General features: G+C 61.4%; 20 protein-coding genes and 2 tRNA genes. 16 read left to right on the forward strand and 6 right to left on the reverse strand.

Annotated features, from left to right (window positions below; genetic code table 11):
• From QYL91_RS01205 to QYL91_RS01240, 8 genes are all read left to right on the forward strand, one after another.
• Positions 1-384 carry a hydrogenase maturation nickel metallochaperone HypA/HybF gene (locus tag QYL91_RS01205; protein ID WP_302081566.1) on the forward strand — a complete coding sequence of 128 codons (384 nt, stop codon included), beginning with the start codon at positions 1-3 and terminating at the stop codon, positions 382-384.
• The gene (gene hypB / locus QYL91_RS01210; protein ID WP_302081567.1) at positions 381-1,241 is read left to right on the forward strand and encodes a hydrogenase nickel incorporation protein HypB; all 861 of its coding nucleotides are present in this window, start codon (positions 381-383) and stop codon (positions 1,239-1,241) included. Before QYL91_RS01205 ends, hypB begins: the two co-directional genes overlap by 4 nt.
• Positions 1,242-1,243: 2 nt before the next feature.
• Positions 1,244-3,514, forward strand: a complete 2,271-nt coding sequence (gene hypF, locus QYL91_RS01215) for a carbamoyltransferase HypF (RefSeq protein WP_302081568.1) — start codon at positions 1,244-1,246, stop codon at positions 3,512-3,514.
• Positions 3,515-3,636: 122 nt separating this feature from the next.
• Positions 3,637-4,167 (forward strand): DUF7342 family protein, encoded by a 531-nt coding sequence (locus QYL91_RS01220; RefSeq protein ID WP_302081569.1) that lies wholly within the window; start codon positions 3,637-3,639, stop codon positions 4,165-4,167.
• Positions 4,168-4,170: 3 nt separating this feature from the next.
• Complete coding sequence (locus QYL91_RS01225; protein WP_302081570.1) at positions 4,171-4,596, forward strand: toxin-antitoxin system TumE family protein; 426 nt, start codon at positions 4,171-4,173, stop codon at positions 4,594-4,596.
• Between the two features lie 62 nt (positions 4,597-4,658).
• A complete protein-coding gene (glmU, locus tag QYL91_RS01230; protein ID WP_302081571.1) occupies positions 4,659-5,852 on the forward strand; it encodes a bifunctional sugar-1-phosphate nucleotidylyltransferase/acetyltransferase in 1,194 nt (397 codons plus the stop codon).
• Positions 5,852-7,645, forward strand: coding sequence for a glutamine--fructose-6-phosphate transaminase (isomerizing) (glmS, locus tag QYL91_RS01235; protein ID WP_302081572.1), 1,794 nt, complete (start codon positions 5,852-5,854; stop codon positions 7,643-7,645). Before glmU ends, glmS begins: the two co-directional genes overlap by 1 nt.
• Before the next feature lie 88 nt (positions 7,646-7,733).
• Entirely contained in the window at positions 7,734-9,182 is a 1,449-nt protein-coding gene (locus tag QYL91_RS01240; RefSeq protein WP_302081573.1) for an RtcB family protein, read from the forward strand.
• A 36-nt stretch (positions 9,183-9,218) separates the two neighbouring features.
• On the opposite strand, the gene QYL91_RS01245 is transcribed toward QYL91_RS01240, so the two are convergent.
• Positions 9,219-10,295: an RNA ligase family protein gene (locus QYL91_RS01245; RefSeq protein ID WP_369685635.1), complete on the reverse strand. Its 1,077-nt coding sequence runs from the start codon at positions 10,293-10,295 to the stop codon at positions 9,219-9,221.
• A 141-nt stretch (positions 10,296-10,436) separates the two neighbouring features.
• Here QYL91_RS01245 and QYL91_RS01250 point away from each other — a divergent pair, with 141 nt between their 5' ends.
• Positions 10,437-10,721 carry a hypothetical protein gene (locus tag QYL91_RS01250; RefSeq protein ID WP_302081575.1) on the forward strand — a complete coding sequence of 95 codons (285 nt, stop codon included), beginning with the start codon at positions 10,437-10,439 and terminating at the stop codon, positions 10,719-10,721.
• 55 nt (positions 10,722-10,776) lie between these two features.
• Here the strand turns inward: QYL91_RS01250 and QYL91_RS01255 are convergent, their stop codons facing one another.
• Positions 10,777-10,932 (reverse strand): hypothetical protein, encoded by a 156-nt coding sequence (locus tag QYL91_RS01255; RefSeq protein ID WP_302081576.1) that lies wholly within the window; start codon positions 10,930-10,932, stop codon positions 10,777-10,779.
• Between the two features lie 237 nt (positions 10,933-11,169).
• Entirely contained in the window at positions 11,170-11,973 is an 804-nt protein-coding gene (locus tag QYL91_RS01260) for an SWIM zinc finger family protein (RefSeq protein ID WP_302081577.1), read from the reverse strand.
• A gap of 949 nt (positions 11,974-12,922) precedes the next feature.
• On the opposite strand from QYL91_RS01260, the gene QYL91_RS01265 reads away from it, so the two are divergent.
• From QYL91_RS01265 to QYL91_RS01290, 6 genes are all read left to right on the forward strand, one after another.
• Positions 12,923-12,995, forward strand: a tRNA-Met gene (locus tag QYL91_RS01265).
• Positions 12,996-13,068: transfer RNA gene (locus tag QYL91_RS01270), tRNA-Val, on the forward strand.
• Positions 13,069-13,082: 14 nt separating this feature from the next.
• The gene (locus tag QYL91_RS01275; RefSeq protein ID WP_302081578.1) at positions 13,083-13,487 is read left to right on the forward strand and encodes a hypothetical protein; all 405 of its coding nucleotides are present in this window, start codon (positions 13,083-13,085) and stop codon (positions 13,485-13,487) included.
• 85 nt (positions 13,488-13,572) lie between these two features.
• Positions 13,573-13,857, forward strand: a complete 285-nt coding sequence (locus tag QYL91_RS01280; protein ID WP_302081579.1) for a hypothetical protein — start codon at positions 13,573-13,575, stop codon at positions 13,855-13,857.
• A 255-nt stretch (positions 13,858-14,112) separates the two neighbouring features.
• Complete coding sequence (locus QYL91_RS01285) at positions 14,113-14,397, forward strand: hypothetical protein (protein ID WP_302081580.1); 285 nt, start codon at positions 14,113-14,115, stop codon at positions 14,395-14,397.
• A complete protein-coding gene (locus tag QYL91_RS01290) occupies positions 14,394-15,041 on the forward strand; it encodes a hypothetical protein (RefSeq protein ID WP_302081581.1) in 648 nt (215 codons plus the stop codon). Before QYL91_RS01285 ends, QYL91_RS01290 begins: the two co-directional genes overlap by 4 nt.
• 128 nt (positions 15,042-15,169) lie before the next feature.
• Here the strand turns inward: QYL91_RS01290 and QYL91_RS01295 are convergent, their stop codons facing one another.
• The 3 genes from QYL91_RS01295 to QYL91_RS18165 all read right to left on the reverse strand — a co-directional run bounded on the left by QYL91_RS01295 (position 15,170) and on the right by QYL91_RS18165 (position 17,434).
• Positions 15,170-15,430, reverse strand: a complete 261-nt coding sequence (locus tag QYL91_RS01295; RefSeq protein ID WP_302081582.1) for a hypothetical protein — start codon at positions 15,428-15,430, stop codon at positions 15,170-15,172.
• A gap of 94 nt (positions 15,431-15,524) precedes the next feature.
• Positions 15,525-16,100, reverse strand: coding sequence for a hypothetical protein (locus QYL91_RS01300; RefSeq protein ID WP_302081583.1), 576 nt, complete (start codon positions 16,098-16,100; stop codon positions 15,525-15,527).
• A gap of 1,232 nt (positions 16,101-17,332) precedes the next feature.
• On the reverse strand, positions 17,333-17,434 hold the full coding sequence (locus QYL91_RS18165) for a type II toxin-antitoxin system HicA family toxin (protein ID WP_369685607.1): 102 nt from the start codon (positions 17,432-17,434) through the stop codon (positions 17,333-17,335).
• Positions 17,435-17,604: 170 nt separating this feature from the next.
• Here QYL91_RS18165 and QYL91_RS01305 point away from each other — a divergent pair, with 170 nt between their 5' ends.
• Positions 17,605-19,200, forward strand: a complete 1,596-nt coding sequence (locus tag QYL91_RS01305; RefSeq protein WP_302080554.1) for a transposase — start codon at positions 17,605-17,607, stop codon at positions 19,198-19,200.
• Positions 19,201-19,225: the final 25 nt, after the last annotated feature.

Below are 19,225 nucleotides of genomic sequence, written 5' to 3' on the forward strand. Positions count from 1 at the left end.
ATGCACGAACTCAGCGTTGCCGAAGCGATTCTCGACCATGCCCGTGAGGCCGCCGCCGACCACGGCGCAAACACTGTCGACACGGTGACGATAGCGCTCGGCGCGGCGACCCACGTCAACCCCGACCAGCTCCGATTTTGCATCGAGACGGTCGCCGAGGAGACGTCGCTTGCGGGCGTCGAGGTGGCAATCGAGCGCGTCGAACCGCGGGCGACCTGTGACTGTGGCTGGGCGGGCGAGCCGCCGGCGTTCGAGGGGACGGCAGCCGTCGTCCCGGCCGCGCGCTGTCCGGAGTGTGGCTCGCAGACGGACTTTACACAAGGGAAAGAATGCCGGCTGGCCAGCATCGACATCCCAGACGACGCAGCGAGGACACACCAATGACACAGCACGTATCGACACCACTGCCGCATCGTTCGCCAATCGAGTCCCTGCTGTCGGGACTCTTTGACCGGGCAGCGCCGGTCGCCCGGACACACCGGTTCGGTCACGGCAACGACGGCCACGACGGCGAGGCCAGCGAGGACGACATACTCGCACAGTTTCGCCAGCAAGCGCGGGACCTCCACGAGCGCGTCGTCCACGACCACGGCGTCTTCGTCGTCGAATTTCTTGGCGCGACCGGCGGCGGGAAGACGACGCTCGTCGAACGCCTCGTCGAGCGGGCACCCGACGACGAGCACATCGGCGTCATCGTCGGTGACGTGGCCGGGGACGACGACGCACGCCGGTTCCGCGAGCACGGCGTCAGCGTCGCGAACGTCACGACGGGCAAGGAGTGTCACCTCGACGCGAACATGGTCGAAGACGCCCTCAACGAATTCGACCTCGACGCGCTGGACCGTCTCTACGTCGAGAACGTCGGCAACATGGTCTGTCCGGCGGATTTCCCGCTCGGGGCACAGGCCCGAATCCTCGTCGTGAGTACGACCGAGGGCGACGACGTCGTGCGCAAACACCCGCTGCTGTTCGAGGCCTGTGACGCCGCCGTCGTCAACAAGACCGACATTGCCGAAGCCGTCGGCGCGGACGTGGCGACAATGTGCGAGGACATCGCCGAGGTTGCTCCCGACATGGACGTCTTCGAGACGAACGCCCGCGCCGACGAGGGCGTCGACGCACTCGCTGACTTCCTCGCCGACGTGCGCGAGAGCGGCCACCAGCACGCTCACGACCACGACGAAACACAGGTACACGACCACGACGAGACCCACGCGCACGACCACGCCCACCACGACTGACGATGCCCGACCGTACTCGTGCGGAGGTGCGGGTCACCGGCGTCGTCCAGGGCGTGGGCTTCCGGCCGTTCGTCTACCGGCGCGCCGTCGACGCTTCCCTCGACGGATACGTCCGCAACACCGGTGACGGAGTCGACGCCGTCTTCGAAGGCCCACAGCCAACTATCGAGACAGTCCTCGATGCCATCGAGTCCGACAACCCACCGCTGGCATGGGTCGACACGCTCGACCGGACCTGGACTGAACCCACCGGACTCGACGGGTTCGAGATACGCGAATCAAGCAGTAGCGGAGCGACGGGCGTCCCGGTCCCGCCGGATACTGGCATCTGTGAGCAGTGTCTCGACGACATCCGCGACCCAGCGAGTCACTACCACGACTACTGGGCGACCGCCTGCGTCGACTGCGGGCCCCGGTTTACCGTGGTGCGTGACGTACCCTACGACCGTCCACGTACCGCGATGGACGAATATCCGCTCTGCGAGGAGTGTCGAGCGCGCTACGAGACGCCGACTGACCGGCGCTATCACGCACAGACGGTCGCCTGTGCCGAGTGTGGCCCGACGCTCCGGTTCGAGATGGACGGGGAGACACGTTCCGAGGGTCGGACCGCCATCCGGCAGGCGAGTGACCAGCTCGCCGATGGTGACATCCTCGCCATTCGAGGCATCGGCGGGACACACATCGTCTGTGACGCGACGAGACCGGCCGTCGTCGAGCGCCTGCGTGAGCGAATTGGACGCCCGAACAAACCGTTCGCGGTGATGGCACCATCGCTGGACAGCGTCGAGTCCTTTGCTGACCTCGGGGACGGTGACCGGGACGCACTGACGGACGTTCGCCGCCCTATCGTGCTGGCCGACCGAGGCGACACGGACTGGCTCAATGCTGTCGCGCCCGGCGTGCACACCGTCGGCGTCATGCTCCCCTACGCCGGGCTCCACCACCTCCTGTTCGACGGCGTCGACGGGTCGCTCGTGATGACCAGCGCCAACAGGCCCGGCGAGCCGATGGTGACAACAGTCGGCGGTATCCGGGAGCGACTCGACAGCGTGGTCGACGGCGCGCTCGTTCACGACCGCGACATCGTCGCCCGCTGTGACGACAGCGTCGTCCGCGTCGTAGACGGCGACCGCCGCTTTGTCCGCCGCTCGCGAGGCTGGACGCCGGCCTCACTCCCGAATCCTGCGGCAGACAACGGGAACCAGCCAGTGCTCGCGCTCGGTCCGGAACGGGACGTGACGGCGGCCATCGCCGACGGCGACGGGGTCGTACTCTCACAGCACATCGGCGACGTGGACGACCCATCGACCCTAAAATTCCATCGCCAGGCTATCTCACACCTGACGGACCTGACTGGAATCGGCCCGGCCGTCGTCGCCTGCGACCAGCATCCCGATTTCTCGACGAGCGCCGAAGCGGAACGGTACGCCGAGGAGGGACTCGACGGTCCCGTCACAGTCCAGCACCACCACGCCCACGCCGCCGGACTGTGTGCGGAACACGGCGTCGAGCGGGCGATAGTCGTCGCAGCCGACGGGACTGGCTACGGTCCCGACGGGACCGTCTGGGGTGGTGAGGTCCTCGATGCGACGCTCGCAGACTTCGAGCGAGTCGGCGGCCTCGACACCTTTGGTCTCCCGGGCGGGGAAACGGCAGTCTGGTATCCGGCGCGGACACTGGCGACGCTCCTCGATGATGCAGATGTCGTCGACGAGCGACTGGTAGCCACCGGCGCAGTCGACTCCAAATCCGACGCCGAACTCGTCCGGGAGCAGGCACGCGCCGGCGTGAACACGCCAGCGACGACGAGCGCGGGGCGATTCCTCGATGCCGTTGCTGCACTGGTCGGCGCGTGTGACCGGCGCGACTACGAGGGCGAACCCGCACAGCGGCTGGAGACGCTCGCGGCGAGTGGCACGCCCCGTGAGCTGTCGGTGCCGATGACCGACCGGGAGGGCACGACCGTAGTCGCCGTCGACGAATTGCTGCAGTCACTGGCGGAACTCGACGCGCCGCCGGCGGACGTAGCGGCTACGGCCCAGGACGCGCTCGCACGCGGGCTCGGGCAGTTGAGTGTGGATGCAGCCCGCGAGCGTGGTGTCGACATCGTTGGATTCACTGGCGGCGTCGCGTACAACGAGGCTATCTCGGAGCAGTTGCGCCACGTCGTCGAAGAGCGTGGGCTGGACTATCTCGTACCCGAGCGAATACCGCCGGGCGACGGTGGTATCGCGTACGGGCAGGCCGTCGTCGCGACTGCACGGCAATAGTAACTTTTCCGGGTGGTCGCCGGCCGGGCACTCATCTGGAGTCAACTTACCACTCTCGGATCGGTTAAAAGATATTATTCTTTTAGAAAGGAATTATATGAGTTAAAGCCGTATCGGTGATTATGCCCGGGACTGATACATCAGACAGTCCGCCCCCGTTCGACGACCCGTTCAGCAGCGGTGATGTCGAACAGCAACTCTACGCGACTGTGCTCCAGACGCGAAGTCCACGAACCGCGGGTGCCATCGCGGAAGACGTTGAGTGTGACCCGAAGACTGCACGGAAGTACCTGCGATGGTTCGCCGAGTTGGGCATTGTCACGGAACACGACGGCCACCCGACAACGTACGAGCGCAACGATGCGTACTTCGAGTGGCGGCGAATCAATCAGTTGGCCACAGAATACACCGCCGACGAGCTGATTCAGCAGGTGAACGACCTCACAACCACAATCGAGCAATACCAGCAGCGATACGACGCAGAGACGCCGAGTGACGTAGATGCACTTGCCACCGCGAATAGCTCGGACGACCGGACGATAGACGACGTGTACAGTGACCTCGGAGACTGGGAAACGGTGCGTCGGGAGCGTCAACTCCACGAGCAGGCGCGCCAGCAACGAACCGGAGCGAGTGGGCGGGCGTCCGGCTAGCCGATGGTCCCTGCCGACGACGGCGGCAGTCCCGCCCCAATCGACCGACCAGTGCTGGAACTGCTTCGGGAGCGACTGCTGGGGACGACACAGGTTTCGGCGGCGAGAATTACCGACGAGGACGGCCATCTGGAGTTACGGACTGTCCTGTCGGATGCGTACTACCCGACGGCCGTTGAGCGAGCAGTGCTGTCCGTTCGGTGGTACACGAACGACGATTTCAAAATCCACTACCGGGAGGTTCGCGGCGACGACTGGCAGTGCCGATGGGATAGCCACCCCAACCCCCACAACTCGCGCGACCACTTTCATCCGCCACCGAACGCCGAAACGCCCGGTGAGGATGCGTCGTGGCCCGACGACTACCGGGAAGTGCTGGCACTCGTACTCGAAGAAATCGAGGGGCGAATCGACGACATCTGGCACTGACCGCCGGCCGCGAACGTTGCAGTTCCCAGAACGTTGAAATTCCCCGGCCGCCACCACCCGATATGAGCGTTCAGACTGCGGTCGTGCTGGCGGCCGGTGAGGGGACACGCCTGCGCCCGCTGACGCGCAATCGTCCCAAGCCGATGTTGCCAGCGGCGAACCGCCCTATCCTCGAACACGTCCTCGATGCACTCGTCGACGCCGGGATAGAGCGCATCGTCCTCGTCGTCGGCTACCGCCGCGAGCGCGTCCAGGAACACTTCGGTCCCTCCTATCGCTCGGTTCCCATCGACTACGTCGTCCAGCGCAAACAACTGGGCAGCGGCCACGCCCTCCTCCAGGCCCGCGAGACAGTCGACAGCGCACACCTCGTCGTCAACGGCGACCGTATCATCGAGGCTGCCGCTGTCGAGTCGGTCGTCGACGCCTTCGAAAACGACACCGCGCCAGCCGCACTCGCCGTCCTCGAACGGCCCGACGCCAGCCGCTACGGTGCGGTCACCCTCCACGACCGCGACATCGACGAAATCGTCGAGAAACCCGACAGCGACACCTACCGACTCATCAACGGCGGCATCTACGCCTTCGAACCGACGATTTTCGACGCGATCAACGAGACAGAACGCGAGGCGGGCGAACTCGCACTCACCGACACTATCGCCGGCCTCATCGACGAAAAACGGGTGCGGGGCGTCCGCATCGGTGGGCTCTGGGTCGACGCCACCTACCCCTGGGACCTCCTGCAGGTCGCCTCGGAAGTGCTTGCCCGCGGACGCATCAGTGAACCACAACGCCGCGAGAGTATCTGGGTCGACGCCGACGCCAGCGTCCACGACGACGCGACGTTGCGTGGCCCGGTCGTCGTCGGTCCCGACTGTGAAGTCGCCCCAGGTGCGGTCATCGGTCCGAACGTCGCACTTGGCCGGAACGTGACCATTGGGCCAAATGTCACCGCCGAGCGGACGGTGTTGGATTCGGACGCTCGCGTCGATGCGGGGTCGACGCTCCGTGATGCCGTCATCGGCCAGGACGTTCATCTGGGCGTTTCGACGACAATTCCGGGCGGCCCGAGCGACGTGCGCGTCAACCAGACGGTCTTCGAAGACCAGCGACTCGGTGCCGTCCTCGGAGACCGGACGCGCGCTCGCGGCGACGTGAGCGTCGAACCCGGGACGCTCGTCGGCCCGAACGTCACGCTCGGAACCGGCGCACACGTCCGTGGGACCATCCCCGAAGGTTCGGAGGTGTTCCGCTGATGTGTGGCATCATCGGCTGTGTCGGCCGCGACGGCGAGACGCTGGAGACGCTCGTCCACGGCCTCTCGAAACTGGAGTATCGGGGCTACGATTCGGCAGGCGTCGCGCTGACTGGCACCGGGCAAAACGTGGACATCACGAAGCGTGCCGGCGAAATCGACGAATTGCGCAGTGCACTCGAAACGCACGCGCCCAGCGGAGAGGTCGGCGTCGGCCACACTCGCTGGTCGACCCACGGCCCGCCGACCGACGAAAACGCTCACCCACACCAGGACTGTACCGGCGACGTGGCCGTCGTCCACAACGGCATCATCGAGAACTACCAGGCGCTGCGCGACGAACTCTCGACCAGCGGCCACACCTTCCGCAGCGACACCGACACCGAAGTCGTCCCCCACCTCATCGAGGACGCACTCGATGCGGGACTCGACCCCGAGGCCGCCTTCCGAGAGGCGCTCTCCCGCGTCGAGGGAAGCTTCGCGATTGCAGCAGTAATGGCCGGCGAGGACACCATCTTCGCGGCGCGCCACGACTCACCGCTGGTGCTGGGACTCGATGAGGACGCCTATTATCTCGCCAGCGACGTGCCCGCATTCCGCGACTTTACCGACCAAGTCATCTATCTGGCCGACGGTGAGTTCGCGCGACTGGACAGCGAGGGCTGGACTGTCACCGATGGGGACGGCGAGGTCGTCGAAAAGACCGTCGACACTGTCGACTGGGACCCCGAGGATGCTGGCAAGAGTGGCTACGACCATTTCATGCTCAAAGAGATTCACGAGCAACCCCGCGCACTCCGGCAGTGTCTGCGTGGCCGCGTCGACGAACTCGCCGGCGAAGTCGACATCGAGGACCTCGGCGACCTCTCGCCGCCAGGCGTCCAGTTCGTCGCCTGCGGGACCTCTTACCATGCTGCGCTGTACGGTGCGCAACTGTTCCAGCAGGCCGGCATCCCCGCCCAGGCGTTTCTCGCCAGCGAGTACGCGAGCTCACCCCCGCCAATCGGCGACTCGCTCGTCATCGGGGTGACCCAGAGCGGCGAGACGGCCGACACGCTCTCGGCGCTACGGGAGGCACACCGGCGGGGTGCACGAACGATGGCCGTGACGAACACTGTGGGGTCGACAGCCGCCCGCGAGTGCGACCACGTCTTCTACATCCGCGCCGGCCCGGAAATCGGCGTCGCCGCGACGAAGACCTTTGCCTCCCAGCTGGCCGCGCTGAACCTGCTCGTGTTGGGGATGGCCGGTGGCAACGCACGCGACATCGTCCCCGCATTGCGTGACCTGCCCGGTGACGTGCAGGCGCTGCTGGACGATTCGAACGCTGCTGCCGTCGCCGAGACCTACGAGGATTCGTCGGCGTACTTCTTCATCGGCCGGGGCTACCACTACCCCGTTGCGCTGGAGGGGGCGCTGAAGATGAAGGAGATTAGCTACAAGCACGCCGAAGGGTTCGCTGCCGGGGAGTTGAAACACGGCCCGCTGGCGCTGGTGACTGCGGACACGCCGGTGTTCGCGATTGTGACCGGTGACGGGGAGTCCGCCCGCAAGACCATCGGAAACGTCAAAGAGGTAGAAGCGCGCGACGCACCCGTCGTGGCTGTGACCGACGGTACTTCAGACGTCGAGCGGTACGCCGACCACGTCCTGAAAGTGCCCGAGACGCACCCGCGTGCAGCGAGCGTGCTGGCAAACGTCCAACTGCAGCTGGTGTCTTATCACGTGGCGAATCGGCTGGGGCGGTCGATCGACAAGCCGCGGAATCTGGCCAAGAGTGTGACTGTTGAGTAGCGGCGCTAGTACCGTCGCCGTCACGTCGTCCTCTTTGCTATCACACCTCAAACAACCTGAAAACCTTCCCCTCGCTATCTGGCACCGTATGGCGATCGAACTGACCGGCGAGCACACGACCGCACGCGTACTGGTCGACGACGAGACACTCGTCGAAGACGACTGCCTCAACCAGATTCAGGAGCTCATCGACCACCCGGCCTTCACCGAGCCGGTGCGGATGATGCCGGACACGCATCCAGGAGCGGGCGCGCCGATTGGCTTTACCATGCCACTTTCCGACCGTGTCGTCCCGAATATCGTCGGCGTCGACGTCGGCTGCGGGATGGCTGCGACCAACCTGGGTGCCGAACTCCCGCTTGCGAATTCCGAGCGCGAGCAGCGCGTCCGCGAGGCTGTCCCGATGGGGCGTGCGGTTCACGACTACGACGATGCACCCCATCTCGTCGATGAGTTTCCCTTCGAGCGTGCGAACACTGTCTTCGAGCACTTTGCGGCCGCCTACGAGGAACGGTTCGGCCATGCCATCGACCCGCTCGAGTTTGACTTCGACGGCTACGACGGCGAATACTTCAAATCACTCTGTAAGCGCGTGCTCGCCGGGCAGCGCCAGGGGATGGGTCACGTCATCAAGAGCGCGGGCACGCTCGGCGGCGGGAACCACTTCGTCGAGTTCGCACAGGCCCGCGACTCGGGTGCGTACTGGCTGGTCATCCACAGCGGCTCTCGCTATCTCGGGAAATCCGTCGCCGAGTACTGGCAACAGAAAGCCACTCAGTACCGCGAGGCCGACGCTCTCCGTGACGCGCTTCCTGCGGAGTACCACGAATACCTGAAATTCGACCCCGAGCGCGTGAGCGACGACGACCTCTTTGCGTGGGTCACCGGTGGCAAGGGAGAGTCACACCTCCGAAAAGCGCAGATTCGCGCTGATTTCGACGACGAGACTGTCGACGAAGTGTTCCAGCAGCTCTCACGTCCGCGGAAAGCGATCGGGGACCGCAACGAGGACCTCGACTGGCTCGAAGGGCAGGAGGCCCACGGCTACTACGTCGATATGCTGTTCGCCCAGCAGTACGCCCGCTGGAACCGCGAATTGATGAGCGATGCCATCTGCGAGGCACTCGGCATCGACCCAGTCGAGCGCTTCCAGTCGATTCACAACTACATCGACTTCCGCGACCTGACCATCCGGAAAGGTGCGACACCAGCCCGCGATGGCCAGCGACTGGTCGTCCCCTTCAACATGGCCGAGGGGTCGATACTCGCACGCGGGAAGGGCAACGACGCCTTTCACCAGACCGCACCCCACGGCGCTGGCCGCGTGATGAGCCGCCGTGAAGCCCACGAAACGGCGTCTATCGAAGCCTTCGAGCAAGCAATGGACGGTATCTACTCCGAGTCCGTCGTCGAGTCAGTGCTTGATGAGGCACCGATGGCGTACAAATCGGCCGAAGCGATAGCCGAGTCAATCGAACCGACCGCAAATATGATCGACTGGCTCGATGTCGTCCACAATCTGAAAGCAAAAAAATAGCCGAGACGGTTAATCGACAGCGACATTCCGCCACGATTAGGACAGGTGCCGCCAGATGTCGGTTGGGTCTGCGTCGTTCAGTTCGGCGTTCGTCTCCATCTTCCGGAGTTCAGTGATACACCGCTTGGCGACGAGCGGATACATCTCGCTGGGCGTGAACGACCTGTCGAGCCCCATTAGCTCCTGCCAGTTCTCGGCCCAGATATCTTCGACGACGCGCTCGTGGAGGTCGTCGTTCAGGTGGAGGCCGAACTCGCGGTTCTCCTCGATGACCATTTCGCGCACCTGCTTGCGGATGCGTCCGGGCGTGCAGTACGTAGCGACGACGTACGCCGCGCCGGAGTTGGCTTCCTCGGGACGGGTACCGAACTGCTCGCGGTTCAGTTCCTCGAAGGCCTCCCGGACCACTTTCACGCGCCGCTCACGGCTGTCACTGCGAACGATGACACCCTCAACGCGGGTCTCGTCAGCCAGTGACGAGGTGGGGAACTCGTAGTTCTTCGGGTCGAACGTGCTCCCGGGCTGCTCAAGTATCGTCGCCGGGACGAGGGCGTGCTCTCGTGGCGCGTCAGCGAGCCGAATACGGTCGAGGATGGTTTGCACGGCGTCGATATCGAGAAACCCCGCGTGGGTCTCCTCGTAGGGGTTGCCGTGGGGATTGATGTGCTCGATAGCGTCGCACGGGAGCACATCGAAGCCGATCAGCGCCGGAATCGCGCGCTCGGTGTAGCCGTAATCAAGCGTCGAGTAGACCATATTCTCGGCATACACGACGAGCGGACAGCCGTACTCGTTATGGAGAGTCCGGAGCGACTCGGTATCGACGCCCTCGCGGAGACAGCGCACAGCACGATGGAGTGCGCCGTCGATTTCCGAGAGGTCGTCCCGATGAGAGCCACGGATGCTCTTGCGCGTCCCGAAGACGAGACTCCCGTCGCCGTCTGCGTGTTCGGTGACCAGATTCGGATAGGCGTCCGCGTAGCGCTCGTCGTAGAGTGTGAACCGGAACGAACTCCCGTCGAACTTCTCAACGAGGACGAGGTCGTCGGTCTCGAAGTAGTCCTCCGGCACCACCGGATGGTCATAGCGTGGGATCTTCGGGTAGACCTTCACGGGCATGGCTGATCCCCGCATGACAAGAACTGTTTTTGAGGTGTGTTAGCACGCTTAAATGAGGCTCGTAGGTGGGGGCTTGTACCCACCACCACCGGCGGTGAGAAACACTTAATCATGCATATGACCCACATACGAGTCATGACCGGGGACAAAACACAGGCCGCTTCAGACGCGCTCACTCCCCTCATCAGAGACGCCTACTATGCCGGAAGATTAGATTTCGCTACCGTCGCAGCCGTCATAGGCACTGAACAGGCGATGCGAATGAGACTTCTCAAAAACACCGTCGACCGCGACCCGCCGCTACCGTCGGGCAAGAATGTCGCTCTACCTTTCGACGAAGCGTTTTACCACGGTAAAGTACCGACATGGACAGCAGAGAGAAACACCGAAACAGACGCTCATAGTGATGACAGCGAATGACAGGAGTCACTGAAAACCGTCGTAGACACAAACGCACTCCGACGTCCGGGTACAGTCACTCCGCATCGGGAGGGATGTCGAACCCGTTCTCAATGTCGCTCAAGTCGCGCTCAAGACGGGCGACGTGCGCTTCGAGTTCGTCGATGCTCATCAGCGCGAGGCGCAGGAACTCCTCGTCGCAGTCGGGCATCAGCGGCAATTGACTCTCCATGTCCGGGTCGTCGGACGTCTGGGAGCGTTTGCGGACCAGTTCCTTACGAGCGGCGCGGAGTTCACGCCGGAGCAGTTCTGCCTCATTTATAGTATCACCACACCACCAAAATGCCGCCCGCTACGGCCCTAGGCGGGCGGTCGCGCGGACAGCACAGCGGTGGCGTGGTTTACCGACCAACGGCTGACGACGCATCGCCCTGCCACTTTGCGGCTCGTGATAAGTGCTTTCTGTCGGTTACTCTCCGGATTCGAGGTCGTCAAGTGCTTTCTCGTACCGCCGTGCGAGATAGTCGACTGCTTCGTCCACTCGTGTTTCGAGGTACTCGGCGTGCTCTTCGACTGTCGCCTCGTTTAGGTCAGCCGTAGAGATACACTCAACGTACCCATCGAGTGCGGACTGGAACGTCTGGGAGTAGTGGTCGTAGGCCCCGTCGACGATGTTCATGTGCTCGGCGATACCTTCAGAGAGACCACGGTAGACCGCGGCCGCTTGTTCGTAGTTGTCGTTCTCACGATAGCGCTCGGCGAGGTCAGTGAGGTGTGAGAAGTCGATAGCGCCGGTGACGACTGGGTACTCCTGTGTGTGCTGGTCGAAGAGACGGTCGACCTCCTGCCGATACTCCCCGGGTGTGACCGTGGGTTCATCGCCGAATTCCGCGAGGAAACGCTCGCGCATCTCCGGGTCGCGTGTGAGTTCCTCGGAGACGAACGTACGGAGATTCTCGGTTGAGATGTCCGCCAGTAGGTCGTCGATGCGCTTGCTCTCGTCGTCAGGCATCTCGTCGGCAACAGCCAGCAGGACCGCGACGACGTGTTTACACTCACCGGGACCGCTGTAGGGGCAGGTACAGTGTGGGTCGAACTCGTCGCTGTCGAGATGGACGCGCGTCTCGTACAGTTCGGTGCCCTGCACGCGAGCCGTGACAGTCTTGCCGAAGCGGTCGAGCTGACGGATACGCCCCTCTTCGCGATACGTTTGTCCGCGCTCAAAGACAACATTGGTACACAATTCGTGGATGGTCGCTTCGTCGATAGTCACACTTCTTTAGCAGCTACGATGCGCAACAAGTTGGCTTCCCCGACTCTCGCTGCGCGGAGCACGGTCCCGTAATTCGTTGACTCAGATGCAATGGCTGCGGTCTAATCCCCCGACAATGTTAATTTCACCTCTCGAAATTCAAATAATGACTGTGGATTGGTATTTTTACTTCGTTTCTGGAGACACAGTGGAACTGGTGTCCGCAGATGGCCGATGTAGATGAATTTCGAGCGAGACGATGAGACTGGCTGCCGGACGGCCCACGGCTACAGGTCACACACCTCAAGCAGACTTAATACAATTGCCACGTTGATACCAAATCGAAGTCTTCACAGGATACACTCGCAACGAGGTGCTCCCGCACGATGAACCGCACTCGCCACACGCCACGGCACGCTCTTTGCTTCGCCACAAGTCGCGTGTTCGGCGAGGGCTTACGGTACCACCGTGCGGAATCCATGGTCGACCGCTGGACCGACGCTGGTTTCGAATCCAACGGTCCGAACCAACCCGGCCTTGTCCGGACACCTTTGCCCGCATAACTCGGCCCCCACGCGGACTACCCGCCCGGGACTGGGGAACACGGGCCTGCCGCCTGCAACCACACAGCGACGGTTCCGGTCAGTTCTGGTCGGGCCGCTGGCGTGTTGTTCGCGGTATACTGGTTCCTGCTCACGCTTGAGCGCGAGCGTACAGTGCGGTGTGTGCCGAACACACGGTGAGCGACTGGCAGACAATTACGAGGGATGCCCATCGAGGCAGGCAACGACTGTCGGTGTACGCCGATTCCACCGGCACTACTGAACCCGGAAGGGCCTGTAACCTGCATGAGCCGGTGTGGCATTCCCGGGACACCCCGAAGGACGCCCAGTGCGTGACCGGCAGTCATGACCGAGAGGGTCTGATGCCGGGTGCGCACGGAAAGGCACAGACACACCACCAACATCGCTGCGGGATAGGGTAGCGGTCCAGCCCGCGGGGCTCATAACCCCGAAGCCCAGGTTCGACCCCTGGTCCCGCAATGGCGGGCAGTCCAGTGGAGTGGACGCGCCGCTGACGACGGCGAGAGCGCACGTTCGAATCGTGTTCCGCCAATTGAGGTGAGAAAAATGGGACTGTTTGACACAGTCAAACTGTACGACGACGTTCGCCTGCCCGAGTACCCCGACGGCGTGCCGCCAGCCGACGAGGTTGCGTGGCAGACGAAAGGCATCGACAGACCGGAAATGGGGACGTTCCGGATCACCGCCAGTGGCCGACTCCTGAAAGAGGAGTGGCACTCCGAGGAGGTCCCACCGGAAGACCGCGAGTACGCAAGCCGTGACGATGTCGACGAAGACGACCCGCTATACATGGCCGGTTGCCTCCGAACGGTCCACGACGGCTGGATCGAACGCGACGACTTCCACGGTCGCTTCCAGATCACGTCCTCGTTTGAGAGTGTTGACCCGGTCGTCACCTACGAAGTGACGTTCACGCACGGCCAACTCGAACGGTTCGAGCGGGTTCGATGAGAGACACTGTAATTAAACCAGACCAGCACAACGGACGCTGAAGAATACTTACCTACCGAGTCGATATTGAGTCGTAACGAAACCGATGCCCCGTATTCAGACCGATATTCCTGAAGAGGACTACGAGCGACTCCAAGAGATCGTAGAGCAACGAGGACTCTCGATTCAACAGGCAATACAAGAAGCGATGAAAGTCTGGTTGAGAGAGCAAGCTATCGTCACTCCCGATGACGCGCTGTTCACATCGGTCAAGGACTGCAGAGATGGAAACCGTCGCGACGAGCAGACGAACGTCTTGGAAGCAGACGACATCGTCGAAGACTGGGAGGGTGACCCTAAGACGGTCTCGTTAGCCGACCCCGAAGAGTGACAGGCGTGGATGAATTCGAGTCCAACCGCGAACTGTTCGACCTGACAACACATCTCATGCTCAAATATTGCTGATCTTCTCGGAACGCAAGCAGTGTAGTCTGAGTATCACGCATGCCGTGGCCGTGACAGACGTTCACGACGCAGCGCCGTGAGCTCGGGAGAGCTTGCTCTCCCGATGTTCGAATCGTCTCTCGTGTATCGGAGCGTCGCCCGTGGTCTGTCCGCGGCGGCGTTCCACAACGGAGGTAGTAGTATGAAACTCACAACTGACAAAACCGAATCGACAGCGACTGCTATCGTCGCCGTCCGAGTCCCACGTGACTCGGGGGCCGACGTTGTGACCGCCACCGAACGACGTATCGTACGGGCCGACGGTGTCACGGAGGTGACCATCGACGGCCTCCGTGGCATGGAACCGCGCCTCTCGGCGACAATCGTGACCGTCGCTGTAACGATTCGAACGAGCGACAGTACAGCCATCGTCGACCGACTGACCGAGGTTCACGGCATTGAGTCCGTGGACCACTCAGACCAGTGACTGGCGACCAAACAGAGTGGACGACAGGACCACGAGCAGACACAAACGCGCAGGTGGCAGCATTCGAGGAGCGGTACGGTTTCAGACCACCAGATACCTACTGGAAGGACATCGGATACGATGTGCTGCTAAATGCTGACGCAAAGCTGTCGCCGTCGATTCCAGCGGAACGCAAAGACCAATTGCTCGTCATCTGGTTCCGGAAGCAGTTCGATTTCGCGGTCTTCATACCCCGAGAATCGGGAACGATTGTTCGCCACCAGACCGACGGTAAACTCATGAAACACCCCGAAATGGAAGGCACGCTCGTTCCGTTGGACCCACCGGCAGACCCGCGACTCCCGGACGCTTGGGGGACACCTGCCGAGTACGACCCACGAGCGCCGTGGGCGGAAATCAAGTCGTGGTTCCCCTTCGAGTTTGAGGACGTGCCCGCACCGGATGGCCTCGCACAGAATCAGGAGGGAATCCGCTGGATTCAGGTGGTAGAGATTCACGATAGTGCCTACGCAAGCGGTCCACAAATCGACGAGAGCGGAGAGGTTGTTGGCATAGACGAGCGTTACCGTCTTATATCTCCGTGGCAGTGGCTCGATATGGCGGCCGAACAACGGGTCGCGCTGTTCTATCAAAACTGCGACTAAGAGGGGTTGGACGAGCGATACTCAGAGGACAGATTGTAGCGGTGGAACTCAGTATCGTTGTACCGTCAGAATTCCCGGTAGTCGAAACGCCCTCGCTAACGACTCTGTCGAAGCAAAATATCGCGTGATCACTCGTCAGTCATCGTGATCCGCTCGAACTCGCGGATTTTCTCGCCTGTCGCTGCAACGAACTCATAGAGCGGCGCCGCGGTGGCAGCACCCGGCATCGCGCCGTAGCCATCCCACTCCCGAGCATACCGGACGACTATCCCAGTTGTTACACCCTCGTCTGCCGCCGTGTCGTACGATTCGTATTGGCGATCAATCCCCAAGACTAGCACCTCCCCCTCTTCTTGATGCCGATAGATACTCTCTGCTTCGAGGTCCATGGTATACGGTTTTTCGGCGCAATATTAAGTCACCCTGCGGTGGAACAGTATTGCATTACCTCGAATACCACTGATGACCACGCTGACAGCGGCCTTAACGTTCTGAATCACTGTCTGATTTGTTCGATTCCGGTGGCTCTGGTGGTTCGAGTGCAGCAACGAGATACCGATACGTTACCGATTCAGTACACTGCTCCCACGAGAGGCGAATACGAGTCCCAAGTGCCGCGATAACAAGAACGAGCAGTCGGAGACCGAATGCTGTTGATGAGAGTGTCCCCATGGTAAGTGAGACGGCGATTTCAGTCAGGAGCGCACTGACCGCGACGAGTGAGACGGTTCGAATCGGATGTGCACGGAGTGCGTCGGTAAGCGTCTGTGCGAGCGAGCCCGTACCGGCAGTCTGCCAGGCATTGACCAGGGGCGTGATAAGCCGGTCAAGAAGCGCGAGAATCGGGCCAACGGTGTACGTCTCGCGCAAGTCGATGACAATCACCTCCGGATCAGGTTCGGCCGTCAGCCAGCGATACAGGAACGAATGTCGTGTCCAGTTAGCGAGTCGTCTGCCGAGAGTCGCTAATCCCGATGAGTGGACCGCACGCTGGAGATACGATCCGGCGCGCCGGAAACGGGTCATCACCCACGACTGCTCCGCATGTGATACTGCCAATAAGAACCTCCGCCAGACGGCAACGACCGCGGACGTGTCAGTGGGCGACCGGTTACTCATAGATGTACTTATTTTGCGGCCCCTAATGAGTTTCCCGGAGCGGACTAGCCAGTGACATTCTCCGCATCGTAACCGGAGAGGGTCAAATATCTCACAGGCCACCGAGCATAGCCCAACCACGACGCGGCTTCTCTACAGAGACATACCGGTTATCAATCGGCAGTGAGATTCCAGGCCGATCTCTCAGCGTCATCTGCTAAGGTAGGCTCTGCTCAGTGGGTTGAACGTACTCGAGCAGAATCCAGCCTTCATACTTTGTCTTCAACACAGTTCTGCAACCGTGAATCGCCTCGGGGTCAAGCCCCAGGGCATTCGCCCCGAGCGCCTGTAAACACCCAAAACTTCTCTGATAACAAAACCAAACCGTTCGGCCAGAAAATCGAATTCACACCTAGTTCAATGTATCTACACCAGTTTCAGCCAATCATTTGACTAGTCTGACCAGAGCTGGATTTCCAATTACGTACCGGTTCACTAACCCAAACAAAGCAAACTGGCCGAAACAGACATCTCCTCATTGAACCGTTATTCCATACCTCGGCGAGGAACGACAATATACGCCTCTGAGTGAGGGCATTGGAGCCGTTTGCGGAGGGTGGTAGTGGCGGGTCGTGGGTGGTGGTTGGTAGGTGATAGGTGGTGGGTGGATGGGGGGTAGAGGTTTGGTTGTGTGTGGGGTACGGTGTGGTGTGGTTGGGGGTGGTGTTTGGTGTGGTGGGTTTGTTGCGGTTTGGTCATTGGGGGTTGTTTTGGTCGTTGGTATGTCGGGTCGGATGCGACGCGTTTTGAGTTCTTTTTCTGTGCGGGGTGTCTCATAGTAATGGTGTTTTTGGGGTTTGTTGGGGAGTTAGAAGTGTTTTGATTGGTGGGGTGTTATTTTGGGTTTGCGTGCTTTCGTCCTCTCTTACTGCGGGTGGGTTTTCTCGTTGGTGCTGCTGTGGTTTTTCGTATTGTTCATGGCGTCGTTTTTTCGCTGCTGTAGAGATGAGTGATAGGTCTCGTCGTTGAGCGGAGGGGGGAAGGAAAGGGGTATGAGGGGGGAGGGGGGTGTTTCCGGCAAACTAGTCAGCGAGCGTGTGCTGAAACGAGGTTTGTGGGCGTTATTTCACCAGGTGTTGGTTGAATTACGCGGTCAGTAGGCGGTGAGTTGAGTGGTGTCGGTTGTGAGTGTTCTACTGGCACCGCGCGTGAAAATCGTTTGCTCTACACTGTTCGGCGATTGATTGGAGTGTCCCGGATGGGATGTCGTCTGCTGGTTTCAGAGGAATTGTCACGATGCGTACGTCGTCTGTGTCGGTGATTCGGAGTGGAGTTGTAGATGGTTACCACTGCGGTCCGTTCGGTAGCCCGTTGCACGCTTTCGAGATTAGTTCAGACCCATCGTCTAGCGTTCACTACCGATAGAAATAGTCACTTTCACTAGACTAGAAGTCGGATTCAAGGTATGTCCAATACCGAATCCGACACTGACCAGAACACAGTTGATTCTCATAAGACTGCCGTTCGTGAGTACCTTCGAACCCACGGAGAGGTCGCCTCGAAACAAGAGCTCCGCGCCGGCACCGACGTGCCGGCGTGGTACATCACCCAGATCGCCGCTCAAGACGCCTTCTACACCTCGTTGAACCACAACAGCGAATACGTCGCCAGTAAGCACGTCGTCGGTCACCGCTCTACCCACGACGGCTTCTGGCGTCCCGAGGTGGATGACGGCCAAGCCGTCTTCCACCGCAAGGAAACCACTAAAGCTACTCTCAAGCATCTCGCGTTCTGCCGTCCATCTGGACTTACCGCACCCGAAGCAAACGATCTACTCGGTCGTCGCTGCTACCGGCCACTCCAGAAACTCGCCGACCAAGGCGAGGTTCACGCCGCTGACTGGGAAGATACCACCGTCTACGCCCACAGCTGGCCGTCCCGACGGGACGACCAGCTGACTCAGCGCGAAACCGACCAGCCAACCGATGTCACGCCAGACGATCCGGCTGACGACGGCTACCTCTACCGAGATGAACTCGTTGCGACGTTCCTTTCGGTCGCAGTCTCACAGATCCAGTCCATCACGCCGGAACGAGCTGCTGCACTCGTGTTGCGGCAGTTCGAGGGCGACTCATTCGACGCCCTCGAACGCCGTCTCCGGCGCAACCACTCTTTCCGCGAAGCACTGGAGTATACCGAGCCAGAGGATGTCCCCGACGGGACATCCCTCTGGCGGGCCTTCGACGAGCTTCAGCCAGAGGAACTCCGTGACTGCCTCCAGTCGATGTGTTGCGAACTGCTCGCCGATCACGACCATGCTGGCGAGTTCGTCGTGATCGACGGGACACACATCGCCGCCTGGGCAAATACGCGCGAGGAGATCGAAAACGGCGACGTTGAAGGCGCAAGCTGGGGCAAACACGAAGGCTCGTTCTACGGGTACAAGGTATATCTCGTCGTTGATGCAGCGAGTGAGTTGCCGGTCGCCATCACGATGGAGACCGGCAAGCGAAACGATACTGCGGCGTTTGAACCGCTCATCGAGGACTTCGATGAGCGGTACGACACCGACGATCTTCAGGCGGCGCTGGCCGATGCTGGCTTCGACAGTCAGGGCAATCGTGAGTTCTGCCAAGACCGCCTTGACTGTCCGTTGCTGACGGCGATCAATCCCCGCAGATCGTCGCCGTTAGCGACGATCAAGGAAGAAATCAAAGAACTGTTTGAGGAACACGGCGAGGAGATCGAGAGCCCATACGACGCGCTGGAGCGCCTGCCGCAAAACCTTCTCTCGGAATACGGCGTTGAGGCAGGGAGCGTTGAGGAGACGTACATTTTCCAGGCGATCAAAGAGCGGATGCATCGACACCTGCGAGCAGGTGTCGAGCGGGTCTTCTCGCGGCTGAAGTCGTTCACTGGCCTTGATCGCGTCCGCGCACGCAAGGAGAACAACGTCGAGACACACGTCGTTCTCTCCGCGGTTGCGCTGGTTGCGGCGTCACTAACCGCACAACGCCACGACAAACCAGGACTGATACGATCTCCAAGCCGCCTCATCTGACCGGTTCGGTATCCGCGCGGATGCC

Source organism: Salinibaculum rarum, assembly GCF_030505615.1.
GTDB classification, from domain to species: Archaea; Halobacteriota; Halobacteria; order Halobacteriales; family Haloarculaceae; genus Salinibaculum; species Salinibaculum rarum.